The organism is Listeria sp. PSOL-1 (genome assembly GCF_902806445.1).
Classification (GTDB): domain Bacteria; phylum Bacillota; class Bacilli; order Lactobacillales; family Listeriaceae; genus Listeria.
Genome location: NZ_LR760298.1, coordinates 117,833 through 143,407 on the forward strand (window position 1 = coordinate 117,833; position 25,575 = coordinate 143,407).

20 protein-coding genes are annotated in these 25,575 nt (G+C 37.3%); 17 read left to right on the forward strand and 3 right to left on the reverse strand.

Going from position 1 to position 25,575, the window contains the following annotated elements; translation table 11 throughout:
• Nucleotides 1–105: 105 nt before the first annotated feature.
• The 4 genes from G6Q10_RS00585 (at nucleotide 106) to G6Q10_RS00595 (ending at nucleotide 6,964) form a co-directional block, all read left to right on the forward strand.
• Nucleotides 106–1,011, forward strand: coding sequence for an ABC transporter ATP-binding protein (locus tag G6Q10_RS00585; protein ID WP_163651822.1), 906 nt, complete (start codon nucleotides 106–108; stop codon nucleotides 1,009–1,011).
• On the forward strand, nucleotides 1,004–2,293 hold the full coding sequence (locus G6Q10_RS00590) for an ABC transporter permease (RefSeq protein ID WP_370519487.1): 1,290 nt from the start codon (nucleotides 1,004–1,006) through the stop codon (nucleotides 2,291–2,293). The genes G6Q10_RS00585 and G6Q10_RS00590 overlap by 8 nt, the downstream gene beginning before the upstream one ends.
• Nucleotides 2,259–2,597 carry a hypothetical protein gene (locus G6Q10_RS10140; RefSeq protein ID WP_370519488.1) on the forward strand — a complete coding sequence of 113 codons (339 nt, stop codon included), beginning with the start codon at nucleotides 2,259–2,261 and terminating at the stop codon, nucleotides 2,595–2,597. The genes G6Q10_RS00590 and G6Q10_RS10140 overlap by 35 nt, the downstream gene beginning before the upstream one ends.
• A gap of 1,370 nt (nucleotides 2,598–3,967) precedes the next feature.
• Nucleotides 3,968–6,964, forward strand: a complete 2,997-nt coding sequence (locus G6Q10_RS00595) for a SpaA isopeptide-forming pilin-related protein (protein WP_163651824.1) — start codon at nucleotides 3,968–3,970, stop codon at nucleotides 6,962–6,964.
• A 399-nt stretch (nucleotides 6,965–7,363) separates the two neighbouring features.
• Here G6Q10_RS00595 and pflB read toward each other — a convergent pair whose 3' ends face one another.
• Entirely contained in the window at nucleotides 7,364–9,646 is a 2,283-nt protein-coding gene (pflB, locus tag G6Q10_RS00600; protein WP_163651826.1) for a formate C-acetyltransferase, read from the reverse strand.
• Nucleotides 9,647–10,009: 363 nt separating this feature from the next.
• On the opposite strand from pflB, the gene G6Q10_RS00605 reads away from it, so the two are divergent.
• The 9 genes from G6Q10_RS00605 to G6Q10_RS00645 all read left to right on the forward strand — a co-directional run bounded on the left by G6Q10_RS00605 (nucleotide 10,010) and on the right by G6Q10_RS00645 (nucleotide 20,614).
• Nucleotides 10,010–13,681 carry a nitrate reductase subunit alpha gene (locus G6Q10_RS00605; protein ID WP_163651828.1) on the forward strand — a complete coding sequence of 1,224 codons (3,672 nt, stop codon included), beginning with the start codon at nucleotides 10,010–10,012 and terminating at the stop codon, nucleotides 13,679–13,681.
• A complete protein-coding gene (narH, locus tag G6Q10_RS00610; RefSeq protein WP_163651830.1) occupies nucleotides 13,671–15,239 on the forward strand; it encodes a nitrate reductase subunit beta in 1,569 nt (522 codons plus the stop codon). The genes G6Q10_RS00605 and narH overlap by 11 nt, the downstream gene beginning before the upstream one ends.
• Nucleotides 15,232–15,801, forward strand: coding sequence for a nitrate reductase molybdenum cofactor assembly chaperone (narJ, locus tag G6Q10_RS00615; RefSeq protein WP_163651832.1), 570 nt, complete (start codon nucleotides 15,232–15,234; stop codon nucleotides 15,799–15,801). Before narH ends, narJ begins: the two co-directional genes overlap by 8 nt.
• Nucleotides 15,795–16,463: a respiratory nitrate reductase subunit gamma gene (gene narI, locus G6Q10_RS00620; RefSeq protein ID WP_163651834.1), complete on the forward strand. Its 669-nt coding sequence runs from the start codon at nucleotides 15,795–15,797 to the stop codon at nucleotides 16,461–16,463. Before narJ ends, narI begins: the two co-directional genes overlap by 7 nt.
• A 19-nt stretch (nucleotides 16,464–16,482) precedes the next feature.
• Nucleotides 16,483–16,935 carry a GAF domain-containing protein gene (locus G6Q10_RS00625; protein WP_163651836.1) on the forward strand — a complete coding sequence of 151 codons (453 nt, stop codon included), beginning with the start codon at nucleotides 16,483–16,485 and terminating at the stop codon, nucleotides 16,933–16,935.
• A gap of 15 nt (nucleotides 16,936–16,950) precedes the next feature.
• On the forward strand, nucleotides 16,951–17,982 hold the full coding sequence (locus tag G6Q10_RS00630) for a sensor histidine kinase (protein WP_163651838.1): 1,032 nt from the start codon (nucleotides 16,951–16,953) through the stop codon (nucleotides 17,980–17,982).
• Nucleotides 17,983–17,995: 13 nt separating this feature from the next.
• Complete coding sequence (locus G6Q10_RS00635; protein WP_163651840.1) at nucleotides 17,996–18,646, forward strand: response regulator transcription factor; 651 nt, start codon at nucleotides 17,996–17,998, stop codon at nucleotides 18,644–18,646.
• A 97-nt stretch (nucleotides 18,647–18,743) separates the two neighbouring features.
• The gene (locus tag G6Q10_RS00640; protein ID WP_163651841.1) at nucleotides 18,744–19,922 is read left to right on the forward strand and encodes an MFS transporter; all 1,179 of its coding nucleotides are present in this window, start codon (nucleotides 18,744–18,746) and stop codon (nucleotides 19,920–19,922) included.
• 98 nt (nucleotides 19,923–20,020) lie between these two features.
• A complete protein-coding gene (locus G6Q10_RS00645) occupies nucleotides 20,021–20,614 on the forward strand; it encodes a YdeI/OmpD-associated family protein (RefSeq protein WP_163651844.1) in 594 nt (197 codons plus the stop codon).
• Nucleotides 20,615–20,642: 28 nt separating this feature from the next.
• Here G6Q10_RS00645 and G6Q10_RS00650 read toward each other — a convergent pair whose 3' ends face one another.
• Complete coding sequence (locus tag G6Q10_RS00650) at nucleotides 20,643–21,356, reverse strand: YebC/PmpR family DNA-binding transcriptional regulator (protein ID WP_163651845.1); 714 nt, start codon at nucleotides 21,354–21,356, stop codon at nucleotides 20,643–20,645.
• A gap of 173 nt (nucleotides 21,357–21,529) precedes the next feature.
• On the opposite strand from G6Q10_RS00650, the gene G6Q10_RS00655 reads away from it, so the two are divergent.
• A complete protein-coding gene (locus G6Q10_RS00655) occupies nucleotides 21,530–21,871 on the forward strand; it encodes a zinc ribbon domain-containing protein YjdM (protein WP_163651847.1) in 342 nt (113 codons plus the stop codon).
• An 86-nt stretch (nucleotides 21,872–21,957) separates the two neighbouring features.
• Here G6Q10_RS00655 and G6Q10_RS00660 read toward each other — a convergent pair whose 3' ends face one another.
• Nucleotides 21,958–23,403 carry an MFS transporter gene (locus tag G6Q10_RS00660; protein WP_163651849.1) on the reverse strand — a complete coding sequence of 482 codons (1,446 nt, stop codon included), beginning with the start codon at nucleotides 23,401–23,403 and terminating at the stop codon, nucleotides 21,958–21,960.
• A 151-nt stretch (nucleotides 23,404–23,554) separates the two neighbouring features.
• On the opposite strand from G6Q10_RS00660, the gene G6Q10_RS00665 reads away from it, so the two are divergent.
• The 3 genes from G6Q10_RS00665 to G6Q10_RS00675 all read left to right on the forward strand — a co-directional run bounded on the left by G6Q10_RS00665 (nucleotide 23,555) and on the right by G6Q10_RS00675 (nucleotide 25,517).
• Nucleotides 23,555–23,947, forward strand: coding sequence for a peptidase (locus tag G6Q10_RS00665; RefSeq protein WP_163651851.1), 393 nt, complete (start codon nucleotides 23,555–23,557; stop codon nucleotides 23,945–23,947).
• A gap of 93 nt (nucleotides 23,948–24,040) precedes the next feature.
• Nucleotides 24,041–25,048, forward strand: coding sequence for an inorganic phosphate transporter (locus G6Q10_RS00670; RefSeq protein ID WP_163651853.1), 1,008 nt, complete (start codon nucleotides 24,041–24,043; stop codon nucleotides 25,046–25,048).
• 76 nt (nucleotides 25,049–25,124) lie between these two features.
• A complete protein-coding gene (locus G6Q10_RS00675) occupies nucleotides 25,125–25,517 on the forward strand; it encodes a DUF1149 family protein (RefSeq protein WP_163651855.1) in 393 nt (130 codons plus the stop codon).
• Nucleotides 25,518–25,575: the final 58 nt, after the last annotated feature.

Below are 25,575 nucleotides of genomic sequence, written 5' to 3' on the forward strand. Positions count from 1 at the left end.
ATAAATAATATGCAATAAAACAATAAAAGAATTTCATTATTATTTGTAAATAAAATAGTGTTTATATATTAATATATTTCATAATTTTGACTGGGGGAGAATAAAATGGCTGTGCTTGAAGTAGCAGATATCGTGAAAAAGTTTGGCAAAGTCACGGCATTAAATGGGGTTAATTTGACTTTAAACGAAGGAGAAATACTTGGTTTTATTGGCCCAAATGGTGCCGGGAAGTCCACGACAATTCGCATTTTATTAGGGATTATTAAGGCAAATCAAGGGAAAAGTAAGATTTTTGGACAAGATTCATGGAAAGATGCGGTTGAGATTCATAAACGCATCGCTTATGTGCCAGGAGATGTTGTCTTATGGCCCAATTTAAGCGGTGGTGAGGTTATCGATTTGTTGATGAAATTACGAGGGAGTTTCAATCGTTCTAAACGTGATGAGTTGTTACAACGTTTTAATCTCGATCCCACTAAAAAGTGTCGTACTTATTCTAAAGGAAACAGACAAAAAATAGCGTTAGTCGCAGCATTTGCAACAGATGCTGAACTTTATATTTTAGATGAGCCAACGTCTGGCCTTGATCCTTTAATGGAGAAAGTTTTCCAAGATTGTGTTTTTGAAGCAAAAAGTGCTGGAAAAAGCATTTTGTTATCAAGTCATATTTTATCTGAGGTGGAAAAGCTTTGCGACAAAATAGCGATTATCCGCCAAGGTGAAATTATTGAAAGTGGTTCATTAAATGATATGCGCCATTTAACAAGACTCAACCTACGAATTGAAACCAAGCAAGAAGTTGTAGGTTTAGCTGAAATGGAAGGCGTATATCATGTTAAGCATCAAGGAAATGAGCTTTTATTTCAGGTGGATTCAGAAAAGCTGAATGAACTGATTCAAAAGATAAGTCACTGTGGTGTAGTGAATTTAGAAAGTACACCCCCGACTTTAGAAGATGTTTTTATGCGCCATTATGACCACGTGGAAGAGGATGTGAGGAGCAATGGGTAAGCGACTTTTTAGTAAGACAGGGGAGCTTATTCAGTTTAATTTTCGTCGTAATCGATTAGGATTAGTCGTTTGGCTTGTAGCTTTAATTGCAGTCAGTGTCCTTATTGCTCAAGCTTTCCAAAGTGCATTTAGCACTAGTTTAGAGCGTGCTTCAATGGCCGAAACGATGAAAAATCCGGCTATGATTGCGATGGTTGGGCCCGCTACAGGTGCTAGTCATTATACGGTTGGTGCAATGATGGGCCAACAAATGCTTTTATTTACAGCAATCGTCGTCGCTATCATGAATATTTTAATTGTTACTCGTAGTACACGTGCGAATGAAGAGGATGGCGGATTAGAATTAATTCATTCACTTCCGGTAGGCCGGTTAGCTAATTTGCTTTCAACAATGCTAACGATGCTTTTTGTTAACATCTTGTTAGCTCTAGGAACTGGTTTTGGTTTAACGCTTCTTGGAATTTCTAGTTTAGATTTGAATGGTTCGCTTCTTTATGGGATGTGTTTAGGCGGAACTGGCTTTTTTTTCGCTGCTGTGACTGCTCTTTTTGCCCAGCTTTGTGAAAGTTCAAGAGGGACGGTCAGTTTTTCATTGCTTATTTTGGGGCTTAGCTATTTGGTGCGTGCTGTAGGAGACGTTAGTCATGAAATGTTGTCTTGGTTTTCGCCGCTAGGTTGGATTTTGAAAGTAGAGGTATATGTCAATAATTACTGGGCGCCGATTTTGTTGGTTATTTCGACTGCGATCATTATTAGTTTAGCGGCTTGTTATTTAAGTTCGATTCGTGATTTGGCAGCGGGCTATTTACCCACTTTTTCTGGAAGAAAGCAAGCAACAAGTTGGCTGCTTTCACCATTTGGATTGGTTCTTAGACTTCAGCGTACGGCTTTAATTTCTTGGTTTTTGGGACTGGTCGTTCTAGGCGCTTCTTATGGATCAGTTTTTGGTAATTTGGAATCGTTTTTTAAAGATAATGCTTTGGTTAAGCAATTATTATCTTCAGGCAGCCACTTAAGTTTTACAGAACAGTTTGTTGCTACATTGATGTCGATTTTGGCAATTATTTCTGCTATTCCTGCGTTAATGCTCGTTTTAAAAATGAAAAGTGAAGAGCGTAAGAATCGGATGGAACATTTATTAACAAGAGCGATATCGCGTTTTAAAGTGATGTTTAGTTATTTGATTTTTGCTATTTTAATAAGCTTTATTATGCTTTTTGCTGCTGTTTTAGGGTTCACATGCAGTGATGACAAATCCAATTGCTTTTCATATTTATTTTAATGCGGCGATGGTATATCTACCGGCAACTTTTGTTATGATTGGTCTTGCTGTCCTTTTCATTGGATTTATGCCACAGATTGCTACTTTTATTTGGCTCTATCTTTATTATTCCTTTTTTGTAGTTTATCTTGGCAAACTGCTTAAAGTGCCGGATTATTTAACTCATCTCACCCCCTATGGTTGGGTTCCGCGTCTTCCCGTTGAAAAAATGGATTCAATGCCGCTTATTGTTTCAAGTGTGATTGCTTTAGTGCTAATTATTGCGGGAATGATTAGTTACCGAAAACGTGATATTACTGGTTAAAGCTTTTTAGATGAGAATTCCTTTGAAAATAAGATCGTTTATTGGTTTGATACGCCATATACGCCTGTCAAGATGATTACTACACTATAAGGAGAGCTAGAAAATACAGAGGTGCTTTCAAAACAACAGCTAAATAAGTTTTTATATACAAATGGGCTGAACTTGTTAGATTAATAAAAAAGTAAATTGTTGTTTAAAGAAAAATAAGCTTTCAAAAATCAAATACCTGATTTTTGAGAGCTTGTTTAGTTGTAAATCTTTTGATAGGATACTTTCTTAGATTTACCACTATATCATTCACCTTCAAACAAAGAAGCAAGTGAACTCAAGTAGCGACACGCGGATTTGAAAGCTGTTTTTCTTCGGTTGTTTCAGTATTTTTTTGATAAGTTGCATAGGTAAGTAAAGGCATACGCTCCTATCGATCCAAAACTAAAAATCCCGTTTTTCGCTAAATAATAATAAAATATCGGGACACGTGTGAATTAAATTAGGTGGTATACTACACATAGAATAAATGAACAGGGGTTAAATAATAATGAACTATACTTACTATACTTCAGGGAGAGCGTATGCATCCTTTACAATTCATCGACAACGAAGCGTGTATATTTGTTATTCTACTAAGGGAGGACTTTTAACTACTTCTCTTTCCAGGATGCAACAAATGATTATACAACAGGAAGGTTTCCCAACTGGTGGGAAATGGAAAAAATGCTCAAATTTCGTATCTTTGTTTAATCTAAAATATAACAAAGGAAGATCTCTAGTACTTTGATTCATTGTGGCAATAGAAAATATAGCTTTTTTACATGTGCTGCAATAATTGAAGATATAAAAGTCTTTTTAGGAATAATTTGCTGCTAATTTGTAAATTGCTTTGGGATTTTCAATTACTCACTCATATCTTACTTCATCTTTTAGTTAATCAAAAGAGAGGACATTAGTTTTTAAGTAATGAAATGAGTCAGAATATTTTACAAAAAACATGTAAGTTATCCAGATCACTTTTGGTATAAGTTTTATATCTTTTTTAAAAGGGAAGAGTTATCTAATTTGCAGTAATAATGATAGATGTCCCATTTTTTCTTAAAAACAACATGATAACGGGACACGTGTTAACCAGTTTAGGTGCTATACTACAGGTAGCAACAAAGCTATAATCTAGTATCCTCTATGCTTTGAATTTAAAGGGGACGGAAAGATCATGTATAAAGAAGATTAATCAGAATAAGAGAAGGAGCTTTTAAAAGTGGTCAGTAACAAAGTATTAAAATGTGAGCAACTGAAAAAATATCCTAATTAAACTATCTGTCTATGAAAAAGTTTAATTTTTATACAACTAATTTTAAAAAGGAGTTTTTAAGAATATGAAAGAAGTTTTAATGAAACAACTAAAAATAATGGCTGTTTTTTTAATCACGTTAGCAAGTGTTTTCTCTGCTTCTAGTATATCTTCAGAAGCAGACCATGCTAAAGCAGCAGACAATACTGATGGGAACATCCATGTAACACCGAGTAATTTTTTAGATTATTTTAGATTGAACGGTTCAGCTACTTATGAACAATCTACGGGCATAGTTACGATTACACCAAATACAACTTGGCAAAGTGGTAATTTTTCATTAAAAAGTAAGATTGATGTAACCAAGAACTTTACGCTGAAAGGAAAAATCAATTTGGGGGATAAGTCTCAAATTGATTGGGGAGCAGATGGTATTGGCTTTGGTTTTCACCCAGGGAACACAACTGATGTAGGAGCATACGGTGGGGGTCTTGGTATAGGAGGATTAAAGAATGCATTTGGGTTTAAGTTTGATACTTATTTTAATGTCAATGCTAATACAGGATTTAATCCTGATCCATCAGAGTTTGGAAATGGAACGAATCAGGGAGGATACGGCGTAGCTTTTGCTAGTTTTATTCAGGCAGATAATTCGGGTATACTTTCGACTTATATGGGAAGTGATGCACCTGGAAAGCAGATTTCTGAACCCTCAAATAATCAGTTTAAAGATGTGACATTTGCCTATAATGGAGCAAGTAAACAGATTACAGTAACTTATGATGGACAAGTATGGACAAAAGATGTTTCAGATTGGATAACAGAAGATGCATTAGCCTTTATTGTTGCTGCTTCTACAGGTGTTGGCTACAATTTACAACAATTTCAACTCACTTCCTTTGATTATGTCACAACAGGCGCTGCTGAGCTTACCAAAAGCGATGCAAAGGATGCCAATAAACTGTTAGCTGGAGCAGAGTTTAGTATTCAAGATCGCTCTGGAACGACTATTCAATCAGGGCTAATGACAAATAGTGAAGGAAAATTGAAAGTAGAAGGACTTCAATTTGGAGATTACCAATTTGTCGAAACGAAAGCCCCAGAAGGTTATATTCTAGATACGACGCCTATTCCTGTTACCGTGACAGCGGACAATGCCGTTGATCCCGTTCAAGTAAAAGCGACAAATCAAGAAAAACCCGGAGACGTAACCTTAACAAAAGTCGATCAACGCGATGAAACGAAAACATTAGCTGGAGCAGAATTTAACTTACAAGATGGTTCAGGCAAGATATTACAAACAGGATTAACAACGGATAATGCAGGGCAAATCACTGTTCAAAATCTTCCAGCAGGAAAATATCAATTTATCGAAACGAAAGCACCGACGGGTTACCTTTTAGACACGACACCAATTCCTTTTACCGTCACAGGACTTAATGCAGGAAATCCTGTTCAAGTGAAAGCAACGAATCAAGAAAAACCCGGCGATGTAAGACTTACAAAAGTTGATCAGACGGATACGAGCAAAACGTTAGCTGGAGCAGAATTTAACTTACAAGATTCTACTGGTAAAAACCTGCAAATGGGATTGACTACGGATTCTAAAGGACAATTAATAGTAAAAGACCTGGCGCCAGGGGATTACCAATTCGTTGAAGTCAAAGCGCCAGTGGGGTATATCTTAGATCCAACACCTCTTGCGTTTACCATTGCGCATAATCCTACTCAAACATTAGAAATAACAGCGAAAAATCAACAACAACCCGGCGATGTATTGTTGACGAAAGTTGATAAACAAGATCACAGGCAAACCCTAGCGAATGCGGAATTCAGCTTACAAGACGCTTCAGGCAAAGATCTCCAAACTGACCTAAAGACGGATGATGATGGTAGAATTGCATTAAAAGATTTACAAGTCGGATCGTATCAATTTGTTGAAACCAAAGCCCCCGAAGGCTATGTATTAAATACGACACCTATTCCTTTCACAATTACAGGGGAACAAACACAGGCTGTAGAAGTGATGGCAGAAAACGAGAAACAAGTGGGCGAAGTAATTTTAACAAAAGTCGCGCAAGAAGAACCTCAACAGACACTAGCAGGTGCAGAGTTTACACTTCAAGATCAAAATGGAAAGCAACTTCAAACAGGGCTTACTACCAATTCATCTGGTCAAATCCAGGTGAAGGATTTAGAACCAGGAGATTATCAATTCGTGGAAACGAAAGCCCCAGCAAATTACGAACTAGATACAAAACCGGTTCCATTCACGATACCAAATAATCCAACACAACCTATTCAAGTACAAAAAACGAATCAACTTATTCCAGGAAGTGTGGTTTTAACGAAAATAGATCAACAGACGAAAGATGTTTTACCAGGCGCTGTATTTGAGCTACAAGACCCGAGGGGCACGGTAGTACAGAAAGAATTAACCACAGATGAAGCAGGAAAGTTAACGATAGACAAGCTCATGCCAGGTGATTACCAACTCATTGAAACGAAGGCGCCAGTTGGATATCAGCTTGATGCTTCTCCAGTATCATTTACGATTATAAAAGGCCAGGCCCAAGCGGTTCAAGTGCAAAAAACAAATGAAATGAAGCAGCAAGGTGTTATGTTAACAAAAATAGATCAACAGACCAAACAAGCTTTAGCAGGTGCCACTTTCACACTTCAAGACAAAAACGGAAAAGTTTTACAAAAAAACCTTCGGACAGATGCGACAGGGAAGTTAGCGGTAGAGAGCCTATCTCCAGGTGAATATCAATTTGTCGAAACGAAAGCGCCAGTTGGATATCGGCTTGACTCTACACCTATTGGATTTACGATTACAAAAGAACAAGATAAAATGGTAGAAGTTACTGTAACCAATGTCAAAAAGACGAATCCTCCTGGTTCAACTACTAAGCCTCACCAGCCTAATGTGGCAGGCGGATCTTCTTCAAAACCAAAAGACATCGACAAAATTCTTCCAGATACAGGTGATGTTTTTGAAAAAGCATGGATTTTTGTAGGGATTTTGATCGTAATAGGTGTAGTGATCATGTGGTGGAGAAAACGAAAAGCTAATAATTAGAAGGATACACAAAATAAATCGGCGACAAGGCGTTTGTAATTTAAAAAGTTTGCCAGACTTCCGGTTCTCACATACAGTTGTACGCTCTGCTTCCGGCTTCTGGCAAACTTTTTCAATACAAACGCTTTCGTTCGATTTGTCGTGTTCGAAGTGTAGCACCTATACTCTATTTTTTAAATATAGTGGAATGGCATGATGTCCTAGGTTCTTTATTTTGGAGATTAGATAAGAAAAATCAACAATTTTAGCGGCCCTCTATTTTGTCAAAAGGATATCGCCAAAGACGTGAGTTATTTCGGTTTACAAGTAAACAAGCTTTCAAAAATCAGGCATTTGATTTTTGAAAGCTTGTTTTTCTTGGGACCAATACTTATGTTCCAGATTCTTTTTGCTGAAAAATTAACCGACTAATTTTTCGTGGAACATGCGCTCGCAAAGTTCCATTTTTTGTTCGTCGTTAAGGTCTTTTGTATTTAAACAATAGCCGCTAATACGCAAGATAACAGGAATTCCGGCTTTGATTTTAGCGACAACTTCATCATGATTTAAGACGTTTAAATTAATATGTTGGCCGCCTTTTTCAAAGTAACCGTCGAGAATACCTACAAGGTTGTGTGATTGTTCTTCCGCTGTTTTACCAAATAGTTTTGGTGCACCTTGGATTGTTAGGGAAATACCATCATTTGCGTAATGGAATGGAATTTTAGTCAGACTTGCTAAATTATCCAAGAAACCACCTTTTGCTTTATTTGAAGGATTTGCACCTGGGCTGAAGAATTCAGGTTCGCGAGTCATTACTCCGTTTTCATCGAACTCAGGGCCTTTATGAACAGGTGAATTACCACATTGTTTAGAGTAAGCTACATTTGATGTGATGGTTAAGATTGATACAGTTGCTTCGCTATCTTTATATAGCTTGTGTGAATCAAGTTTTTCTTTAAACATTTTAAGAACCATAACAGCAAGATCATCAGCGCGATCATCATTTTCACCATAACGAGGGAAATCTCCTTCTACATTATAGTCATAAACAAAACCATCTTCGTCACGAATTGTTTTTACTTTTGCATATTTAATCGCACTTAAGCTATCTACTACATTTGCAAAACCACAAATTCCAAATCCCATGTTAGCTGTTACTTTTGTTGGAAGTAGGGCCATTTGCATACTTTCATAATTATATTTATCTGTCATGAAATGGATAATATTCATGGCATCAACATAGGTGTCAGTTAGCCAATCCATTGCAACATCAAATTTTTCTAGGACTTCATCGTAATCTAGATATTCTGATGTGATCGGTTCAACAACATTAAATACACGTTCTTCCTTATGAAGATCGTCACGGCCGCCATTAATAGCTCCGAGTAGGCATTTTAGTACGTTAACACGAGCTCCGAAGTATTGTAGGTTATGTGTTTCGCCTTTTTCTTTATCTGCTTCTGGGTTTAGTGGGCTTACGCAGCAGCTGATACACTGCATATCGCCATAGCCTTCTTCTTGCATTAATTTATCATTTTCATATTGAATAGAAGAGTGCTTAACGCTCATTTTCATGCAATAAGTTTTGAATTCTTCAGGTAAACGCGCATCCCAAAGTACTGTTAGATTTGGTTCAGCAGAGTTGCCTAAGTTATCTAGGCAGTGTAAGAAACGATAATCAGTTTTTGTTACACGATGACGACCATCAGCGCCCATACCAGCCATAGAAGTTGTAACAAATGTTGGATTGGAAGCATAGAGTTCGTTATATCCTTTTGTACGTGCGAAACGTACCATTCTTAATTTGAGCGTTAATTGCTCAATTAATTCTTGTGCATCAAGTTCAGTGATAATTCCGCGTTCTAAATCGCGCTGGATATAGATATCTAAGAAAATAGGGACCCGTCCGAATGAACTTGCTGCACCATTCGCTTGTTTGATAGAAGCAAGATAGCCCATATAAGTCCATTGAACTGCTTCTTGTGCATTTTCAGCTGGACGTCCAAGCTCTAAGCCGTATTCATTTCCTAAAGCAATCAAATCTTTTAATGCTTTGATTTGTAACCAGATTTCTTCGCGAAGGCGAATGTTTTCATCAGAAGTTATTGGGATTTGTTGTAAGTCTGCTTGTTTGTCAGCGATTAAGCGATCAACGCCGTACAGTGCTGGTTTTTGGTAAAGGCCAATGATTCGACCTCGAGAATAGGCGTCTGGTAAACCACTTACGATATGAGAGTGGCGAGCGCGTTTGATGTCGGCGGTATAAGCGCGAAAAATACCATCGTTAGCTGTTGGGCGGTTATTTAGGAAGAAATCATGCATTTCTTGATCTACTTCATAGCCATTTTCTTTTAAACATTGTTCTGCAGTTCTAAGCCCACCATTTGGCATGAATGCTAGTTTAAATGGCTTATCGGTTTGCAGGCCTACTACCACTTCAAGGTTTTCATCAACATAACCAGCTTTGTGAGATGCGACATTGGAAACAATTTTGTTATCCATGTCAAGAACGCCGCCTTTAGCATCCATTTCGTCGACAAGTTGATTAATTTTTTCATTTAGTTTCGCTGTGCGAGGAGTGCTTTCAGATAAGAAGCTTTCGTCACCACTATAAGGTGTATAGTTATCTTGTACGAATTTACCAATATTGATCGTATCTTGCCATTCGGTTCCTTTAAAACCTTCCCATGCTTTGACCATTTTATTCTATTCCTCCTTGAAACGTTTGAAGTCTTTATGTAAGCGTTAAATATACTTTACAAATATAGTCTACTATTTTGTGAAAGTGAATACAATAACAATATTGCAAAAAAACAAATTTCTTTTATATAACTTCAACTTGTTTTTTGCATCTGTATTAATACAGAATTTAATCTTTTTCATTGATAAAAAAGAGCGATTTTGTAATGAAATTGAAAAATATATTGTCTTTTTAATTATGGTATAGTTTATATTGTTTTCTCATTAACAAAAAGACTAGGGGTTTCCCCGATGTGGACTTGGTAGTGAATAGTATATTATAGTGTTGCTATTTACCGATAATTCTTAAGAGGTGACTTTCCGTTGAAATATAGAAAAAAAGGCTTGCGTTTTTTCAATCGCACCGAAAAATTTAATGGCAATTGGACAATACTAGAAGAGAAAAGTAGAGCCTGGGAAAAAATGTACCGCAATCGTTGGAGTCACGACAAAGTAGTGCGCACAACACATGGAGTGAACTGTACTGGATCGTGTAGTTGGAAAGTGTTTGTAAAAAACGGCATTATTACTTGGGAGAATCAAGCAACTGATTATCCAAGTTGTGGCCCAGATATGCCAGAATTTGAACCGCGTGGTTGTCCACGTGGTGCGAGCTTTTCTTGGTATGAATATAGCCCGCTGAGAATTAAATATCCGTATATTCGCGGTCGTCTTTTCCGGATGTGGCAGAATGCTTTAAAGCAGCATCCTAATCCTGTGGCTGCTTGGGCGAGCATCGTTGAAGACCCTGAAAAAGCACAAGCATATAAATCAGCGCGAGGAAAAGGTGGTCAAGTCCGTGTTTCTTGGGAAGATGCCTATGTTTTAATTGCAGCAATGCTCACTTACACAATTAAAAAATATGGTCCCGATCGTATCGCTGGTTTTACTCCAATTCCAGCAATGTCAATGATTAGCTATGCTGCTGGTTCGCGTTTTATTACAATGCTTGGCGGGGAAATGCTCAGTTTTTATGATTGGTATGCTGATCTTCCACCTGCTTCTCCGCAAATTTGGGGTGAGCAAACTGATGTGCCAGAATCAAGCGATTGGTATAATGCTGGCTATATCATGATGTGGGGATCAAATGTCCCGCTTACCCGTACACCAGACGCTCATTTTATGACAGAAGTTCGGTATAAAGGTACGAAAGTCGTTGCAGTGGCACCAGATTATGCTGAAAATGTAAAGTTTGCTGATAACTGGTTAGCACCTAATCCAGGAACTGACGCGGCATTAGCACAAGCGATGACACATGTTATTTTGAAAGAATTTTACGTAGAACGTCAAGAAGAACTATTTATCAATTACGCTAAAAAATATACGGATATGCCCTTTTTATTGTTACTCGATGAAAGCGAACAAAACGGGCTTATACCAGGCCGTTTCTTGCGTATTGCAGACTTAGGTATTCCATCTGAAAATAGCGATTGGAAGACGTGTATTATTGATGCCTCAACCGATGAAATCATTGTGCCAAATGGAACAATTGGTGCACGCTATGAAGAGGAGAAGAAATGGAACTTATCTCTTGAAGCAGAAGATGGGCATCAAATTGATCCAGCACTGTCTGTTTCTTGTGGCCAATATCAAAAAGTACAATTTCCTTATTTTGATGAAAAAGGAAATGGCGTTTTTGAGCGTACGATTCCAGTACGTGAAATTACGCTAGCAGATGGGACAAAGCGTTTTGTTGCAACAGTTTTTGACGTTATGTTAAGCCAATATGGTATTGCTCGTTATGAAAATGATCCATTGGCAGCAAAAGGTCTAGATGATGCTACTAGCGAATATACACCGGCTTGGCAAGAAAAAATCACAGGCGTGAAAGCAAGTATTGTCACACAAATTGCTCGTGAATTTGCCCAAAATGCTTTAGATACAGACGGACGTTCGATGATTATCATGGGTGCGGGGATCAATCACTGGTTCAACAGCGACACGATCTACCGTTCTATTTTAAACCTTGTTATCTTAACAGCTTCACAAGGAAGAAATGGCGGCGGCTGGGCGCATTATGTTGGACAAGAGAAATGTCGTCCAATTGAAGGCTGGCAAACTGTGGCTTTTGCGAAAGACTGGCAAGGTGCTGTTCGCCAACAAAATGCAACGAGTTTCTGGTATTTTGCAACAGATCAATGGAAATATGAAGAAATGGAAAATGACGCTTTAAAATCGCCACTTGGAAAACCTCTAAGATATCAGCATCCCGCTGATTATAACGTGCTTGCTGCGCGCCTTGGCTGGTTACCATCATTTCCACAATTTGATAAAAATAGTTTAATCTTTGCACAAGAAAGCCCTAATAAAAGTAGTGAAGAGCTCATTGCTGATTTAGTAGAAGATTTAAAGACAGAAAAAGTAAAATTTGCCGTAGAAGACCCAGATAATCCTGTAAACTTCCCACGAGGATTGTTTGTATGGCGCTCTAACCTCATTTCTTCAAGCGGAAAAGGACAAGAATACTTCATGAAACATTTGCTTGGAACAACAGATAATTTACTTAGCACAGCAAATGATGAATTTAAACCAGAAGAAGTTGTATGGCGTGATGAGGAAGTACGCGGCAAGCTTGACTTACTTGTTACACTGGATTTTAGAATGACTGCAACACCAATGTATTCTGATGTCGTTTTACCAGCAGCTACTTGGTACGAAAAAACAGACCTATCAAGCACGGATATGCATCCATTTGTACATCCATTTAATCCAGCGATCAGCCCGCTTTGGGAGTCAAAATCAGATTGGAATATTTTTAAAGGTTTAGCACAAACCTTTTCAGCCATGGCAAAACATGCATTTAAGCAGCCTGAACGAGATATCGTTATGCTCCCACTTGGACACGATTCAAAAATGGAAATCTCGCAAAGCTATGGTGAAATTAAAGATTGGAAAAAAGGTGAAATTGCAGCTATTCCTGGGAAAACAATGCCTACCTTCCAAGTCGTTGAACGCGATTATACGCAAATTTATGATAAATTTATCACACTTGGCCCAAATCTTACTACTGGAAAAGTTGGCGCACACGGAACCCAATTTTCTGTTGCTGGCGAATATGAAGATTTGAAAACGATCAATGGGGTTTACACCGATGATACAATTAAAAATGGGAAGCCAATCATTGAAAATGAAAAACAAGTTGCTGATGCCATTTTAACAATTTCTAGTGCAACAAATGGAAAAGTTGCTGTTCGCGCTTGGCAAAGTGCAGAAGAAGCAACCGGCACTCAATTAGCTGATTTAGCAAAAGACCGGGAAGCAGAAAAAATTACGTTCCAAAGTATAACCGTACAGCCACGTGAAGTTATTCCAACACCTGTATTTACCGGATCAAATACCAATGGAAAACGCTATTCACCATTTACAACCAATATCGAACGATTGGTACCATTTAGAACATTAACTGGGAGACAACAATTTTATATCGATCACGAATTATTTATGCAATACGGCGAAACACTCCCGATTTATAAACCAACTTTACCACCAAAAGTATTCGCTACGCGTGATGCCGAAGTTACAGAAACTGAGAAAACAATCACATTGCGCTATTTAACACCACATGGAAAATGGAATATCCATAGTATGTACCAAGATAATCAGCATATGCTCACATTGTTCCGTGGTGGTCCAAATGTTTGGTTAAATCATGAAGATGCTGAAAAAGCTGGAATTGATGATAATGACTGGTTAGAAGTTTACAATCGCAATGGAATTGTTACCGCTCGTGCAGTGATTAGTCACCGTATTCCTGTTGGGACAATGTTCATGTATCATGCGCAAGACAAACATGTTAATGTCCCAGGAAATGTAATTACTGGAACACGCGGTGGAAGTCATAATTCGCCAACAAAAATTCATGTGAAAGCAACACAAATGGTTGGTGGTTATGCCCAGTTAAGTTATGGATTCAACTATTACGGGCCAATCGGTAACCAACGCGATCTTTATGTCGCTGTTAGAAAATTGAAAGAGGTGGACTGGCTTGAAGATTAAGGCACAAATTGGGATGGTCATGAATCTGGATAAATGTATCGGTTGTCACACATGTAGTGTAACTTGTAAAAACACGTGGACAAATCGCCCAGGTGCTGAATATATTTGGTTTAATAATGTTGAAACAAAGCCAGGCATTGGTTATCCAAAACGCTGGGAAGACCAAGAACATTATAAAGGGGGATGGAAACTAAACAGAAAAGGCAACCTAGAACTTAAAGCTGGTTCTAAATTAAATAAAATTGCTTTAGGTAAAATTTTCTATAACCCTGATATGCCTGAGTTGAAAGATTACTACGAACCATGGACTTATGATTACGATCAACTATTTACACGAGAAGAAAAGAAAAACCAGCCCGTTGCTCGTCCTAAATCTGTTATTTCTGGGCGTCACATGGAAATCGAATGGGGTCCTAACTGGGAAGATGATCTTGCAGGCGCACCAAAAACTCTACCACAAGATCCAAATATGAAAAAAATTGAAACAGAAATTAAATCTAATTTCGAAACAGCTTTTATGGCTTATTTACCAAGGTTATGCGAACATTGCCTAAATCCTGCTTGCGTTGCATCTTGCCCAAGTGGAGCGATGTATAAACGTGATGAAGATGGCATTGTATTAGTTGACCAAGAAGCTTGTCGTGGTTGGCGCTATTGTATGTCTGGCTGTCCATATAAAAAAGTATATTTCAATTGGAAAACAAACAAAGCTGAGAAATGTACCTTTTGCTTTCCTCGCGTTGAAGCAGGTCTCCCTACTGTCTGTTCTGAAACTTGCACTGGCCGGATTCGCTATTTAGGCGTTATGTTATATGATGCGGATCGTGTAAAAGAAGCTGCTGAAACTAAAAATGAACAAGAACTGTATGAAGCGCAACTGGATCTTTTTCTTGACCCAAATGATCCAGCAATTATTAAACAAGCACGACTTGATGGAATTGCTGAAGATTGGCTTGAAGCTGCTCAAAATTCACCCGTTTATAAAATGGCCAAAGAATATAAGATTGCTTTCCCGCTACACCCAGAATATCGCACAATGCCAATGGTTTGGTATGTCCCACCACTTTCACCAATCATGAATTATTTTGAAGGTAAAGATTCAGTGAATAATCCGGATATGATTTTTCCAGCCATTGAAGAAATGCGCCTTCCTGTCGATTACTTGGCAAGTATTTTAACTGCCGGGAATCAAGAAGTTATAAAAGCCGCGTTAAAGAAAATGGCAATGATGCGTTTATATATGCGAGCTGTTTCATCTGGAAAAGAATTTGATGATGAAAAATTAGCGCGTGTCAATTTAACAAAAAAAGAAACGCAGAAAATGTATCGTTTACTTGCTATCGCTAAATATGAAGATCGCTTTGTCATTCCGTTAAATCACCGAGAAGAGCAGATTGATATGTATAGCGCACAAGGTAGCACAGGATATGAAAATGATGCATGTACTGGCTGTAGTTTAGCAAGTGAACACGCACCAATCCTAGAAGCACAAGCAAATGGCAAAGATCCCCAAGAAATCTATGAAGAGAGCTTTTACGGAGGTATTTGGCGTGATTGACTCACAAAAATTGAATGATAAAAGACCTGTTTTTGGAAAGCTGTCAAGTTTATTAAGTTATCCTGAGAAGCAAATCTTAAACGAAGAATTTATTTTTAAGCAATTAGATCTCGCTGAAAAAGAAGCAAGCGAGTGTTTGGCTTCGTTTTGGCAAGAGATGAAGTTATTATCATTTACTGAAATAGAAGAAAAGTACGTAACAACGTTTGATTTTTCAAAGGCAACAACGATGTACATGACTTTTTATAAATTTGAAGATGCAAGAGAACGTGGACAAATGCTGGCTAAATTAAAAGTGCTTTATGAGATGTTTGGTTTGCTTGCTGAGGATACTGAATTGACGGACTATCTACCATTGATGCTTGAATTTTATGAAGCTGGAGAGTGGTATAGTGATGAGCGGATTCAAGATATTGAAGTTTCCATTGGTGTGATTGAAGATGGAACATATCACTTGCTTAATGCTTTACAAGAAGAAGATCATCCTTATCAGTATTTAATTCAGGCAGTTCGAACTGAATTTAAGGCTTGTTTGTTGCATAAAGGAGGGACAGCATGTTAAATGAATTTTTATGGGTGGTATCACCTTATCTCGTGCTTGCTAGTTTTATTGTCGGTCATATTTTCCGTTATCGTTATGATCAGTTTAGCGTAACAGCAAAATCAAGCGAGTTTATTGAGAAGAAGCAATTGATGGTCGGGAGTATGTTATTCCATATAGGGATCATCTTTGTTGTTGGTGGCCATTTTGTTGGGCTTATCATTCCTGAATCTTGGACAAATGCAGTTGGGATTAGTGAGCATATGTATCATCTTGTTGCTGTTCTAGTTGGTAGTGTATTTGGGATTATGGCATTTATCGGCATGTTTTTATTAACATTTAGAAGACTAGGGAATCGCAATGTGAGGCGACTTAGTTCAGCAACAGATATTATTGTTAATTTGACACTTGTGCTTACTTTAATTTTAGGTATTTTGAGTACATTATTAACAGATCACATGCATCCAGGCTTTAATTACCGAGAAAATATTGCTGTTTGGTTTAGACAGATCTTTTTACTCCATCCAGATATGAATTTAATGACAAATGTGCCTCTTCTTTTTAAGTTGCACATCATTAGCGCATTTATCATTTTTGCTCTTTTCCCGTATACGAGGCTTGTCCATGCATGGAGTGTCCCGCTTGGCTATGTTAAGCGCAGTTATATTGTAACTAGAATATAGTGGAGGTTGAAAGAGTTAAATGGTAGACAGCCTTGAGCAACTCATCACAGATTCATTAATGGATACACGACTTGACTATGCCTTTGATTTTTTAGGCATAGCCATCAATACGAAAGAATCTAATCAAAAAGTTATTAAGTGGAAATACGTTTCAGGTAATCGTAATAATCGCTATCAAAAAATAGTGCTTCAAGTTGGTAAAGGCTTTGCAGGGATTGTATGGAAAACTGCTAGACCAATGATTGTTACTAATTTTAAAGAAGAATTAGCAGGCCCACTTGAAGAATTTCCGATCGCGATCACAGAAAACCTGGCATCACTTATTGCTGTTCCAGTTTTATCGGAGCAGGAAGTTATTGCTGTCCTTGTTGGCGGCTACCGGAAAGTAACAGAGATGGATGATAGTCTGATGCATGTGCTTAACAAGACTGCAAATGGACTTGTTGCAACAATTATAGAATTAAAAAAATAAGAAGGTGTAATCGCTTTGGGAAAAATTTCAAATGAACAAAAATTAACGAATTTGTTTTTTGAACAGACAAGTGATGCCATTTTTTTCGTTGATGCAAATCAAGAAATTATCAATAAAAATAAAGCTGCAGAAAGACTTTTAGCTGAACACCATGTTAAAATACAAGACTTCATTGATTTTTGTGTGATTTGTAAAGGCTATACATCAATTAATGATGAAAAAACTTGTCATGATTGTTTTATCAAAAGACGTGAAAGAGGAGAAGCTTTTCAAATTTTTGTTAAGCATAAAGAAAAAGGTGAAATCCCTTATAGTGCTTCTTTTACATTAATGGATGCAGAGCAAGGGATTGGCGTGCTCTCGTTAAGAAATTTAACTGAACAACAAGAAACAGCAGAGTTACTTCAAAAGAAAACATTAACAAAGTATGTAATGAACGCCCATGAAGCTGAACGAAAAAAACTATCACGTGAGTTGCATGATGGCTTGGCGCAGGAAATGTATAGTGCCTTAATGGAAGTTCGCAAACTAAAATATATGGAAAAAGGTCTTACTTTCAATGAACAAATGGAAGGCATCGAAAGCTTTATTTCTACAATTTTAGATGATATCCGTAACATGGCTGTTGAATTACGCCCATCAGCACTTGATGATTTAGGTCTGTTTTCGGCATTGAAATCTTATTGCAAACGCTATGAGCAAATCTTTGGTGTTCAAGTAGCACTTATTTCTAATGTTCACCATGAACGTTTTTCTAGCGCAATTGAAACGATGCTTTATCGTGTGGCTCAAGAATCATTAACGAATGCTGCTAAATATGCGGATGTAGACGAGATCATCGTTACACTTAGAAAACGCGACAATACCTTGTTACTTGAAATTATTGATGAGGGTTGCGGTTTTTCAACAGAGGATATTGAAATAAAAGGCACTGGACTTGGCTTAATGAATATGCAGGAACGAGTAGAGCTTCTTGGGGGGAAATGTACCATTCATTCAGAAATTGGGAATGGTACGCAGATTTCTGTTTTAATCCCCATTAGTTAGGAGGTAAATACCGATGATTCGAATCATGCTTGTTGATGATCATGCGGTTGTTAGGCGCGGGCTATCTTATATTATTAATGCGCAAAAAGATATGGAAGTTGTCAGTGATGCTGCAGACGGACTTGAAGCTGTAATGGAAATGGAGCGTACGCAAGCAGACGTCATTTTGATGGACCTTAGCATGCCTCCCGGTGAAAATGGTTTAGTGACAACAAGGAAAATTAAGGAAAACTACCCTGATGTAAAAGTTTTAATTATGACAATGCACGATGACGAAGAATATTTATTCCGAGCATTAAGACTTGGCGCATCAGGTTATTTGCTAAAAAATGCCAAAGATGACGAAATGATCGAAGCCATTCGTGCTGTTTATAATAGTGGTATTTATATCCATCCTAAAGTAGCACCGGCACTTGTCCGTGAATTTATTTTGAAAAATGAAGTAGAGGAAAAAGTGGATTCTTATCAACTCTTATCTCGCCGTGAGCAAGAAATTCTACCACTAATCGCTTTAGGCTATCGCAATAAAGAAATTGCTGAAAAACTATTTATTTCGGTAAAAACAGTAGAGGCGCACAAAACAAATATTATGAATAAATTAGGTTTTGAAAAACGCACGGATATAGTTCATTACGCAATTAAAAAGAATTTAATTGATTTTTAAATTGATTAGGCTTTTCCCTAATAGATATTTATTTGTGAAAAAGTTAATATGTAATAATGCAACCAAGAAAGCTTTAATATGAGAAGGGAAGTTTACAATGAATTATTCAAAAAAAGATGCAGTCATTGCTCTTATTATGGCAACAGTGGCTATGGCTGTATCATTTATGGTGTGGGCAAGTTTATCTCCAGTGGCTAACCAAATTGCGCAAACCTATGATCTAACTGCATCGCAGAAAAGTTTGCTCATTGCTACACCTGTTTTATTAGGTTCCATTATGCGGATTCCAATGGGGATTTTAAGCGATAGAGTTGGAGGAAAGAAAGTTTATATTGGAACGATGATTTTCATTATTATTCCGTTACTTTTTATTCCAAACGTTGCTTCATTCCCAATGTTACTACTTTGTGCGCTCCTTATTGGTATGGCAGGGACGACTTTTGCGGTAGCAATCTCTTATGTTTCTTCATGGTTTCCACCTGAAAAGCAAGGGTTGATTCTTGGCATTGCTGGTATGGGAAACATTGGTAACGCTCTAGCAGGCCTTTTTATTCCACGGATTAACAATACATGGGGCTTTGACTCAGTTTATTACTCATTGATTGGTGCTTTAGTTGTTATCATTGTCTTATTCGCTTTACTAGCAAAAGAAATGCAGCTTCCGAAAGAAAAGAAAACTCTTGCTAAGTCCTTATCTGTTGTTAAAGATCAAAATACTTGGTATCTGTCATTGTTTTATTTCTTAACTTTTGGAGCGTTTGTTGCTTTAAGTAATTACTTGCCTTCTTTTATGGGAGATCAATTTAGTATGACTCCAGTTAACGCAGGCCTTATTGCAGCAGCTTTTGCAGCAGTGGCAACTTGTATGCGTCCAGTTGGAGGTGTGTTAGCGGATAAAATTAATTCCACAAAACTATTAACGCTAGTTTTTGCTTTCGTTACTGTTTTTGCACTGATCATGGCTTCTTTCTTACAAAACTTTGTTGTTTTTACGACTGTGATTTTCTTAACCGCATTAACAATTGGTTTAGGAAACGGTATTGTTTTTAAAATGGTGCCTATGGTTTCAAAAGGTAACACTGGAGCCGTGACTGGGTTTGTTGGTGCGGCTGGTGGATTGGGGGGCTTTTTCCCACCACTTGCGCTCGGGGCAATCAAACAATCAACCGGAACCTTTTCGCTTGGATTTGTTTTCCTTGCGATCTTCACATTGCTTTGTTTAGTAACGGTTTGGGCGACTTATCTTCGCCCTTCGCGTAAAAGGACAACCGCTTAATCAAAAAAGCTGTAAGGATAGTGCATGAGAAACTGCATTATTCTTACAGCTTTTTATAGTGTGTTATAATGATAAAAAATAATGTGAGGTGTTTTTTGATGCCAACAAATAAAATAAATCCCAAAGTAAGTGAATATTTAAGCGAAGTAACACAGTGGCAAGAAGAGATGGAAGAGCTTAGATCAATTTTGCTTGACCTTGGGCTTACAGAAGAGATAAAGTGGGGAAAGCCTTGCTATTTATCTGAAGGAAAAAATATTGTTATTATTCAAGGGTTTAAAGCATACGTGGCACTTTTATTTTTTAAAGGCGTTTTGTTAGATGATGGTAAAGGTATTTTAGTTAAAACCGGAGAAAAGACGCATGTTGGTCGTCAAATTCGTTTTACAGAAGTAGGAAGCATTCGCGATATGTCAGCTACGATTAAAGATTATGTGAAAAAAGCGATTGAAGTAGAAAAAGCGGGTTTGACAATAGAAAAAAAGCCGAGGCAAGAAGCACCCATTCCTGCCGAATTTCAGCAAAAATTGGATACGTTGCCAGAGCTTAAATCAGCATTTGAGAATTTAACACCAGGCCGAAAGAAAGCTTATATTCACTACTTTTCAGATGCCAAACAGTCAAAAACTAGAATCGCTAGGATAGAGAAATATATCGATAAGATTCTTTCCGGTAAAGGGATGATGGATTAGAAACAGCTAAGTGATAAGTAGTTGATTCCTACAATTCAACGTTGTGATAGACTTTTTGGACATCTTCTAGATCTTCCAAAGCGTCGATCATTTTTTCGAATTTAGTTAGATCATCACCAGCAAGTGTGATTTCATTTTGTGGCAGCATTTCAATTTCTGCAACAGTAAATTCAGTGATACCAGCGTTTTTTAAAGCTTCTTGGACAGTATGGAAATCACTTGGTTCGGCGTAAACAATCGCTTGATCATCTTCTTCAAGAATATCACGCACATCAACTTCAGCTTCCATTAAAATTTCCAATAATTCGTCAGCATTTTTATCAGCTACGCCAAAAACAGCGGTATTATCAAACATATAAGCAACAGAACCACTCACGCCCATGTTGCCGCCATTTTTACTATAAGCAGCACGAACGTCAGATGCTGTGCGATTTACATTGTTTGTTAGGGCATCAACAATGACCATTGAACCATTTGGACCAAAACCTTCATAGCGGAGTTCGGAATAAGTTTCATCACCAGTGCCTTTTGCTTTTTCAATGGCACGATCAATAATATGTTTTGGTACGTTATAAGTCTTAGCTCGTTCAATGACAAAACGTAACTTTTGATTCGCATGAGGATCTGGATCGCCTGATTTTGCTGCAACGTAAATTTCAATGCCAAATTTTGCATAGATTCGGCTATTATTCGTATCTTTTGATGCTTTTTTTTCTTTAATATTTGCCCATTTACGGCCCATATTATTCACTCGCTTTCTAAGGTTAGCGTTTTAAATACTCTTCATCTATTATATAGGAGAAGGGGGAGTTTGTTAAGTTTTTTTTCTGGAACGTCCTTTTAAGCAGAAAAAAGTATGGTAATTCAGGAAGTTTTCGGTATAATTAAGAAAGAAATGAATGGAGGAAAAAATAAATGTCAAAATTACCTAATTGTCCAGTTTGTAACTCAGAATACACGTATGAAGATCGTGGTTTGTTTATTTGTCCTGAATGCGGCCATGAGTGGACAAATGCTGAAGAAACAAATGCAGATGAAAATAATGAAGTGCGTGATGCAAATGGAAACACGCTTCAAGATGGTGATTCAGTAACGATTATTAAGGATTTAAAAGTAAAAGGAAGCTCAAATCCATTAAAAATAGGCACCAAAGTAAAAAATATTCGTTTGGTTGAAGGCGACCATAATATTGACTGCAAAATTGACGGTTTTGGCGCAATGAAATTAAAATCAGAATTTGTAAAGAAAAACAGCTAAAAACTCACGAGCAGAAAATAGGGCATAAACGAATTAAATCAGGCTAATTTCGCCTCGATTTAATTCGTTTATGCCCTATTTAGATGCTAAGAACTTTCATCAATTTTCTTTTTAATTTCTTTCTCTTCTTTCTTCCACCAAAGCGCTTTTTTAGGGTTTTTTCCAAGTGCAGCAGCTTCTTCTTTACTTTCAACAGCAGGGAATGATCCACGAAGCGATTTTCCAGAAGTATCGCGAAACATAAATGTGACAACGACAAAACCAATGAGACAAACAGCAATCATATAAAAAGCCGGCATAAGATCATTATTTGTTTTGTTAATTAAAAACGAAGCAACCATCGGCGTTGTCCCACCAAAAATTGAAACCGAAATGTTAAAAGTTACAGATAAAGCGCGGTAACGAACATCTGTGAAAAAGAGTGTTGGTAGAAGTGAAGGTAATGCTCCTTCGAAAAAAGATAGCGAAAGTGCTAATAACACCAACCCCAAAAATACTGTCCAGATATGATTTTGACTGATTAATGAAAAAGCCGGCCAAGCACATACAATGATTCCAATTAAGCCAGCTTGCACAATACGCTTATTCCCAATTTTGTCGCTTAAGTGACCCATTAAGAAAACAAATGGAATCATAATAAACATCACAATTAAGATCAGTAATAAGCTTTTTGAATTCCCATAACCAAGAACAGAACTTAGATGTGACGGCATATAACTAAGAACCATATAATTGACAATGTTATAAAAAGCAACAATCACAATCCCAACAAATAAGAATTTTTTATGATATAACAAAATCTCTTTAAATGAAGGCTGCGTATTTTCGTCGTCTTCTTGTTGTTCTTGTAGCTCTTGAAATGCTTGAGTTTCTTCTAAATTCGAACGAAGATAAAGTCCAACCAAACCAAGTGGTGCAGCTACGAAAAATGGGATGCGCCAACCCCACTCAAGCATTGTTTGATCACCTAAAATAAATGTAAGTAAAGTAACGAGACCCGAACCGCCAATATAGCCACAAAGCGTACCGACTTCTAAGCCACTACCTAAGATCCCACGTTTTTTATCTGGTGCTGATTCTGCTATGTACGTCATCGCTCCCGAATATTCGCCACCTGTTGAAAATCCTTGGACCAAGCGCGCAACAAGTAACAATACGGCAGCTGCAATTCCAATTGATTTATATCCAGGTATTAAGCCAATACAAAGTGTTGAAAAAGCCATCATTAAAATCGTAATGGTTAAAACTTTTTTTCTGCCCCATTTATCACCAAGCCAGCCAAATACAAAGCCACCAATTGGCCTCATAATAAAAGCGATCGCAAAGGTTGCAAATGTGTAGACAAGTTGCAAAATGCCATCCATTTCAGGAAAAAAGACTTTCCCAATAATAACAGCTAAGTAAGAATAAATCCCGAAATCAAACCATTCCATTGCATTTCCTAAACCAGTAGCAACAACAGCCTTTTGCGCCGTTTTTGTGTCAACAATTATCATTTCTTGTGGGTTAATTTGTTGTTTCTTTTTTTTCATATTTTCATTTCCCTTTCTTATAATCTAACAATAAGAAATACCCACCTTTGCTAAGAAATAAACGCGTTTGTCTAGAGAAATTAGAATAAAACATTTGTGTAGAAGCATTTTACGGTGTAATATTAAAATAGTTAGTTGAGGAGGAAAGAAGATGACAGCATTACTTTTTTTACCATTTTTATTTTTACTTTGCGCTGTTTTTGGAATCGCTGGACGCGTATTGCTTGCTATTTGGATTTACAAAGATGCTGAAAGTCGCAATATGAATGCCGCTTTGTGGTGTTTGCTGATTGCTTTTACAAGTGTCATTATCGTAATGATTGTTTACTTCATTATCAAAAAACCAGCCTTTGAAGATAAGAAAAGACTGGGCTTATTGATCTCAGGTTGTATTTTAACAGTGATTACGTTTATTCTAAGTATCGTTTTTTTCGTTACCTTTGTATTTGGTATAATTCAAAGTTTTGAAGATGGTTCATGGTATGATAATCAGGAGAATATAATGGATGGCTATGATTTTGATAATGGCTATGAGAATTTTTAAAGACATGTATAGGGGAAAATAACTTTCCCACTGCATGTTTTTTGTTTGATTAGGGTATATTATAAAGGATAGTAAATAAAAGGGGAATGAGTTTTGAATACAATAATTATTATTACCGTATTAATCGTTATTATGGGACTTGCTTTTGATTTCATTAATGGTTTTCATGATATTGCAAATGCTGTAGCGACCTGTATTTCAACACGAGCATTAAAACCAAGAGTGGCCATTTCTATTGCTGCTGTCATGAATTTCTTAGGAGCGATTTCTTTTACAGGTGTTGCTGAAGGACTTACAAAAAATATTGTTAATCCATTTTCATTACATAATGGCGAATTCGTGGTTTTATGTGGGTTGATTGCTGCTGTGTTGTGGAATTTATTTACTTGGTTTATTGGAATGCCAAGCAGCTCATCGCATGCTTTAATTGGAGCAATTGCCGGAGCCTCGGTTGCTTCTGCTGGAAATTTTAGCGTATTAAACTATGCAGGTTTTACGACGATTATTTTTGCCTTGATTGTTTCACCCATTATTGGCTTTACCATTGGCTATATCATTTATTCCATGTTTAAACTTATTTTCCATAACCAAAAACGTGTGAAAATGAATCGACGTTTCCGTATGGCCCAAATTGGAACAGCTGCTATTCAAGCTTACGCGCATGGGACAAATGATGCGCAAAAGACAATGGGTGTTATCACGCTAGCTTTAATTACAAGTGGACTATTAAAAGAAAGTGCTGGAGTGCCATTTTGGGTGCAGTTTACTTGCGCGGTTGCAATGGCGGTGGGTTCTTCTATTGGAGGCTTCCGTATTATCAAAACAGTAGGTACAAAAATTATGCGGATTGAACCAGTTACAGGCGTTGCGGCAGACGTTACCTCATTATCAGTGATCATGTCTGCTACATTAACGCATCTTCCTGTAAGTACAACACAGGTTATCGATAGTTCTATCATGGGTGTTGGTACTGCCAATCATAAGAAAGAAGTAAACTGGCGTACAGGTAAAAATATGTTGCTTACCTGGATATTCACTTTACCCGCAGCAGCATTAATGGCAGCATTAGTTTACTGGATTGCTGCTTTTATTTTTCTTTAAAAATAAAAAATTAGCTGGTGAAGTTTTGTGAGATCAGGTACAATAGAGGAAATAAGATAATGGAGGATGCGATCGAGTGGAAATTAAAACAAATCAAATCATTGTTGAAAAATATAACTTTGAAACCATTTTAGCGAAGCAAGAACAAGTGGAGAACACAGTAAGAGTAGAGATTAATGAAGTTGAACCTACTTCCGATGATAAGTCAATTTTAGAGGAAGGGAAGCTTTTTAAAATTGACGTTCCATTTGATCTGATTTTACCGCAATTCAAGATTAATGGACAAATTAGTCGTATTGTGCAATTAGTTGACTTCTTCGGCCAAGGTAATGAGTTAGGAGAAGAGCTCATTCAAGAGCTTTCTAAGCCTTTGATTTCTTATATTACACGCTTGACGTATGAGGTGTCTGAGATTGCATTTGATGCACCAGGAATTGATTTAGATTTTACCGCGAATAATAACGAGTAAAAGATTGGAACAAACTTAAAATCGCCCATATTTGCAGGTTTTACAAGGCTTTCATTAG

Excerpts from the sequence above, each read along its gene's own strand:
- G6Q10_RS00585 (WP_163651822.1), top strand. The coding sequence starts at position 106 with ATGGCTGTGCTTGAAGTAGCAGATATCGTGAAAAAGTTTGGCAAAGTC.
- G6Q10_RS00590 (WP_370519487.1), top strand. The coding sequence starts at position 1,004 with ATGGGTAAGCGACTTTTTAGTAAGACAGGGGAGCTTATTCAGTTTAAT.
- G6Q10_RS10140 (WP_370519488.1), top strand. The coding sequence starts at position 2,259 with ATGACAAATCCAATTGCTTTTCATATTTATTTTAATGCGGCGATGGTA.
- G6Q10_RS00595 (WP_163651824.1), top strand. The coding sequence starts at position 3,968 with ATGAAAGAAGTTTTAATGAAACAACTAAAAATAATGGCTGTTTTTTTA.
- pflB (WP_163651826.1), bottom strand. The coding sequence starts at position 9,646 with ATGGTCAAAGCATGGGAAGGTTTTAAAGGAACCGAATGGCAAGATACG.
- narI (WP_163651834.1), top strand. The coding sequence starts at position 15,795 with ATGTTAAATGAATTTTTATGGGTGGTATCACCTTATCTCGTGCTTGCT.
- G6Q10_RS00625 (WP_163651836.1), top strand. The coding sequence starts at position 16,483 with ATGGTAGACAGCCTTGAGCAACTCATCACAGATTCATTAATGGATACA.
- G6Q10_RS00635 (WP_163651840.1), top strand. The coding sequence starts at position 17,996 with ATGATTCGAATCATGCTTGTTGATGATCATGCGGTTGTTAGGCGCGGG.
- G6Q10_RS00640 (WP_163651841.1), top strand. The coding sequence starts at position 18,744 with ATGAATTATTCAAAAAAAGATGCAGTCATTGCTCTTATTATGGCAACA.
- G6Q10_RS00645 (WP_163651844.1), top strand. The coding sequence starts at position 20,021 with ATGCCAACAAATAAAATAAATCCCAAAGTAAGTGAATATTTAAGCGAA.
- G6Q10_RS00650 (WP_163651845.1), bottom strand. The coding sequence starts at position 21,356 with ATGGGCCGTAAATGGGCAAATATTAAAGAAAAAAAAGCATCAAAAGAT.
- G6Q10_RS00655 (WP_163651847.1), top strand. The coding sequence starts at position 21,530 with ATGTCAAAATTACCTAATTGTCCAGTTTGTAACTCAGAATACACGTAT.
- G6Q10_RS00660 (WP_163651849.1), bottom strand. The coding sequence starts at position 23,403 with ATGAAAAAAAAGAAACAACAAATTAACCCACAAGAAATGATAATTGTT.
- G6Q10_RS00665 (WP_163651851.1), top strand. The coding sequence starts at position 23,555 with ATGACAGCATTACTTTTTTTACCATTTTTATTTTTACTTTGCGCTGTT.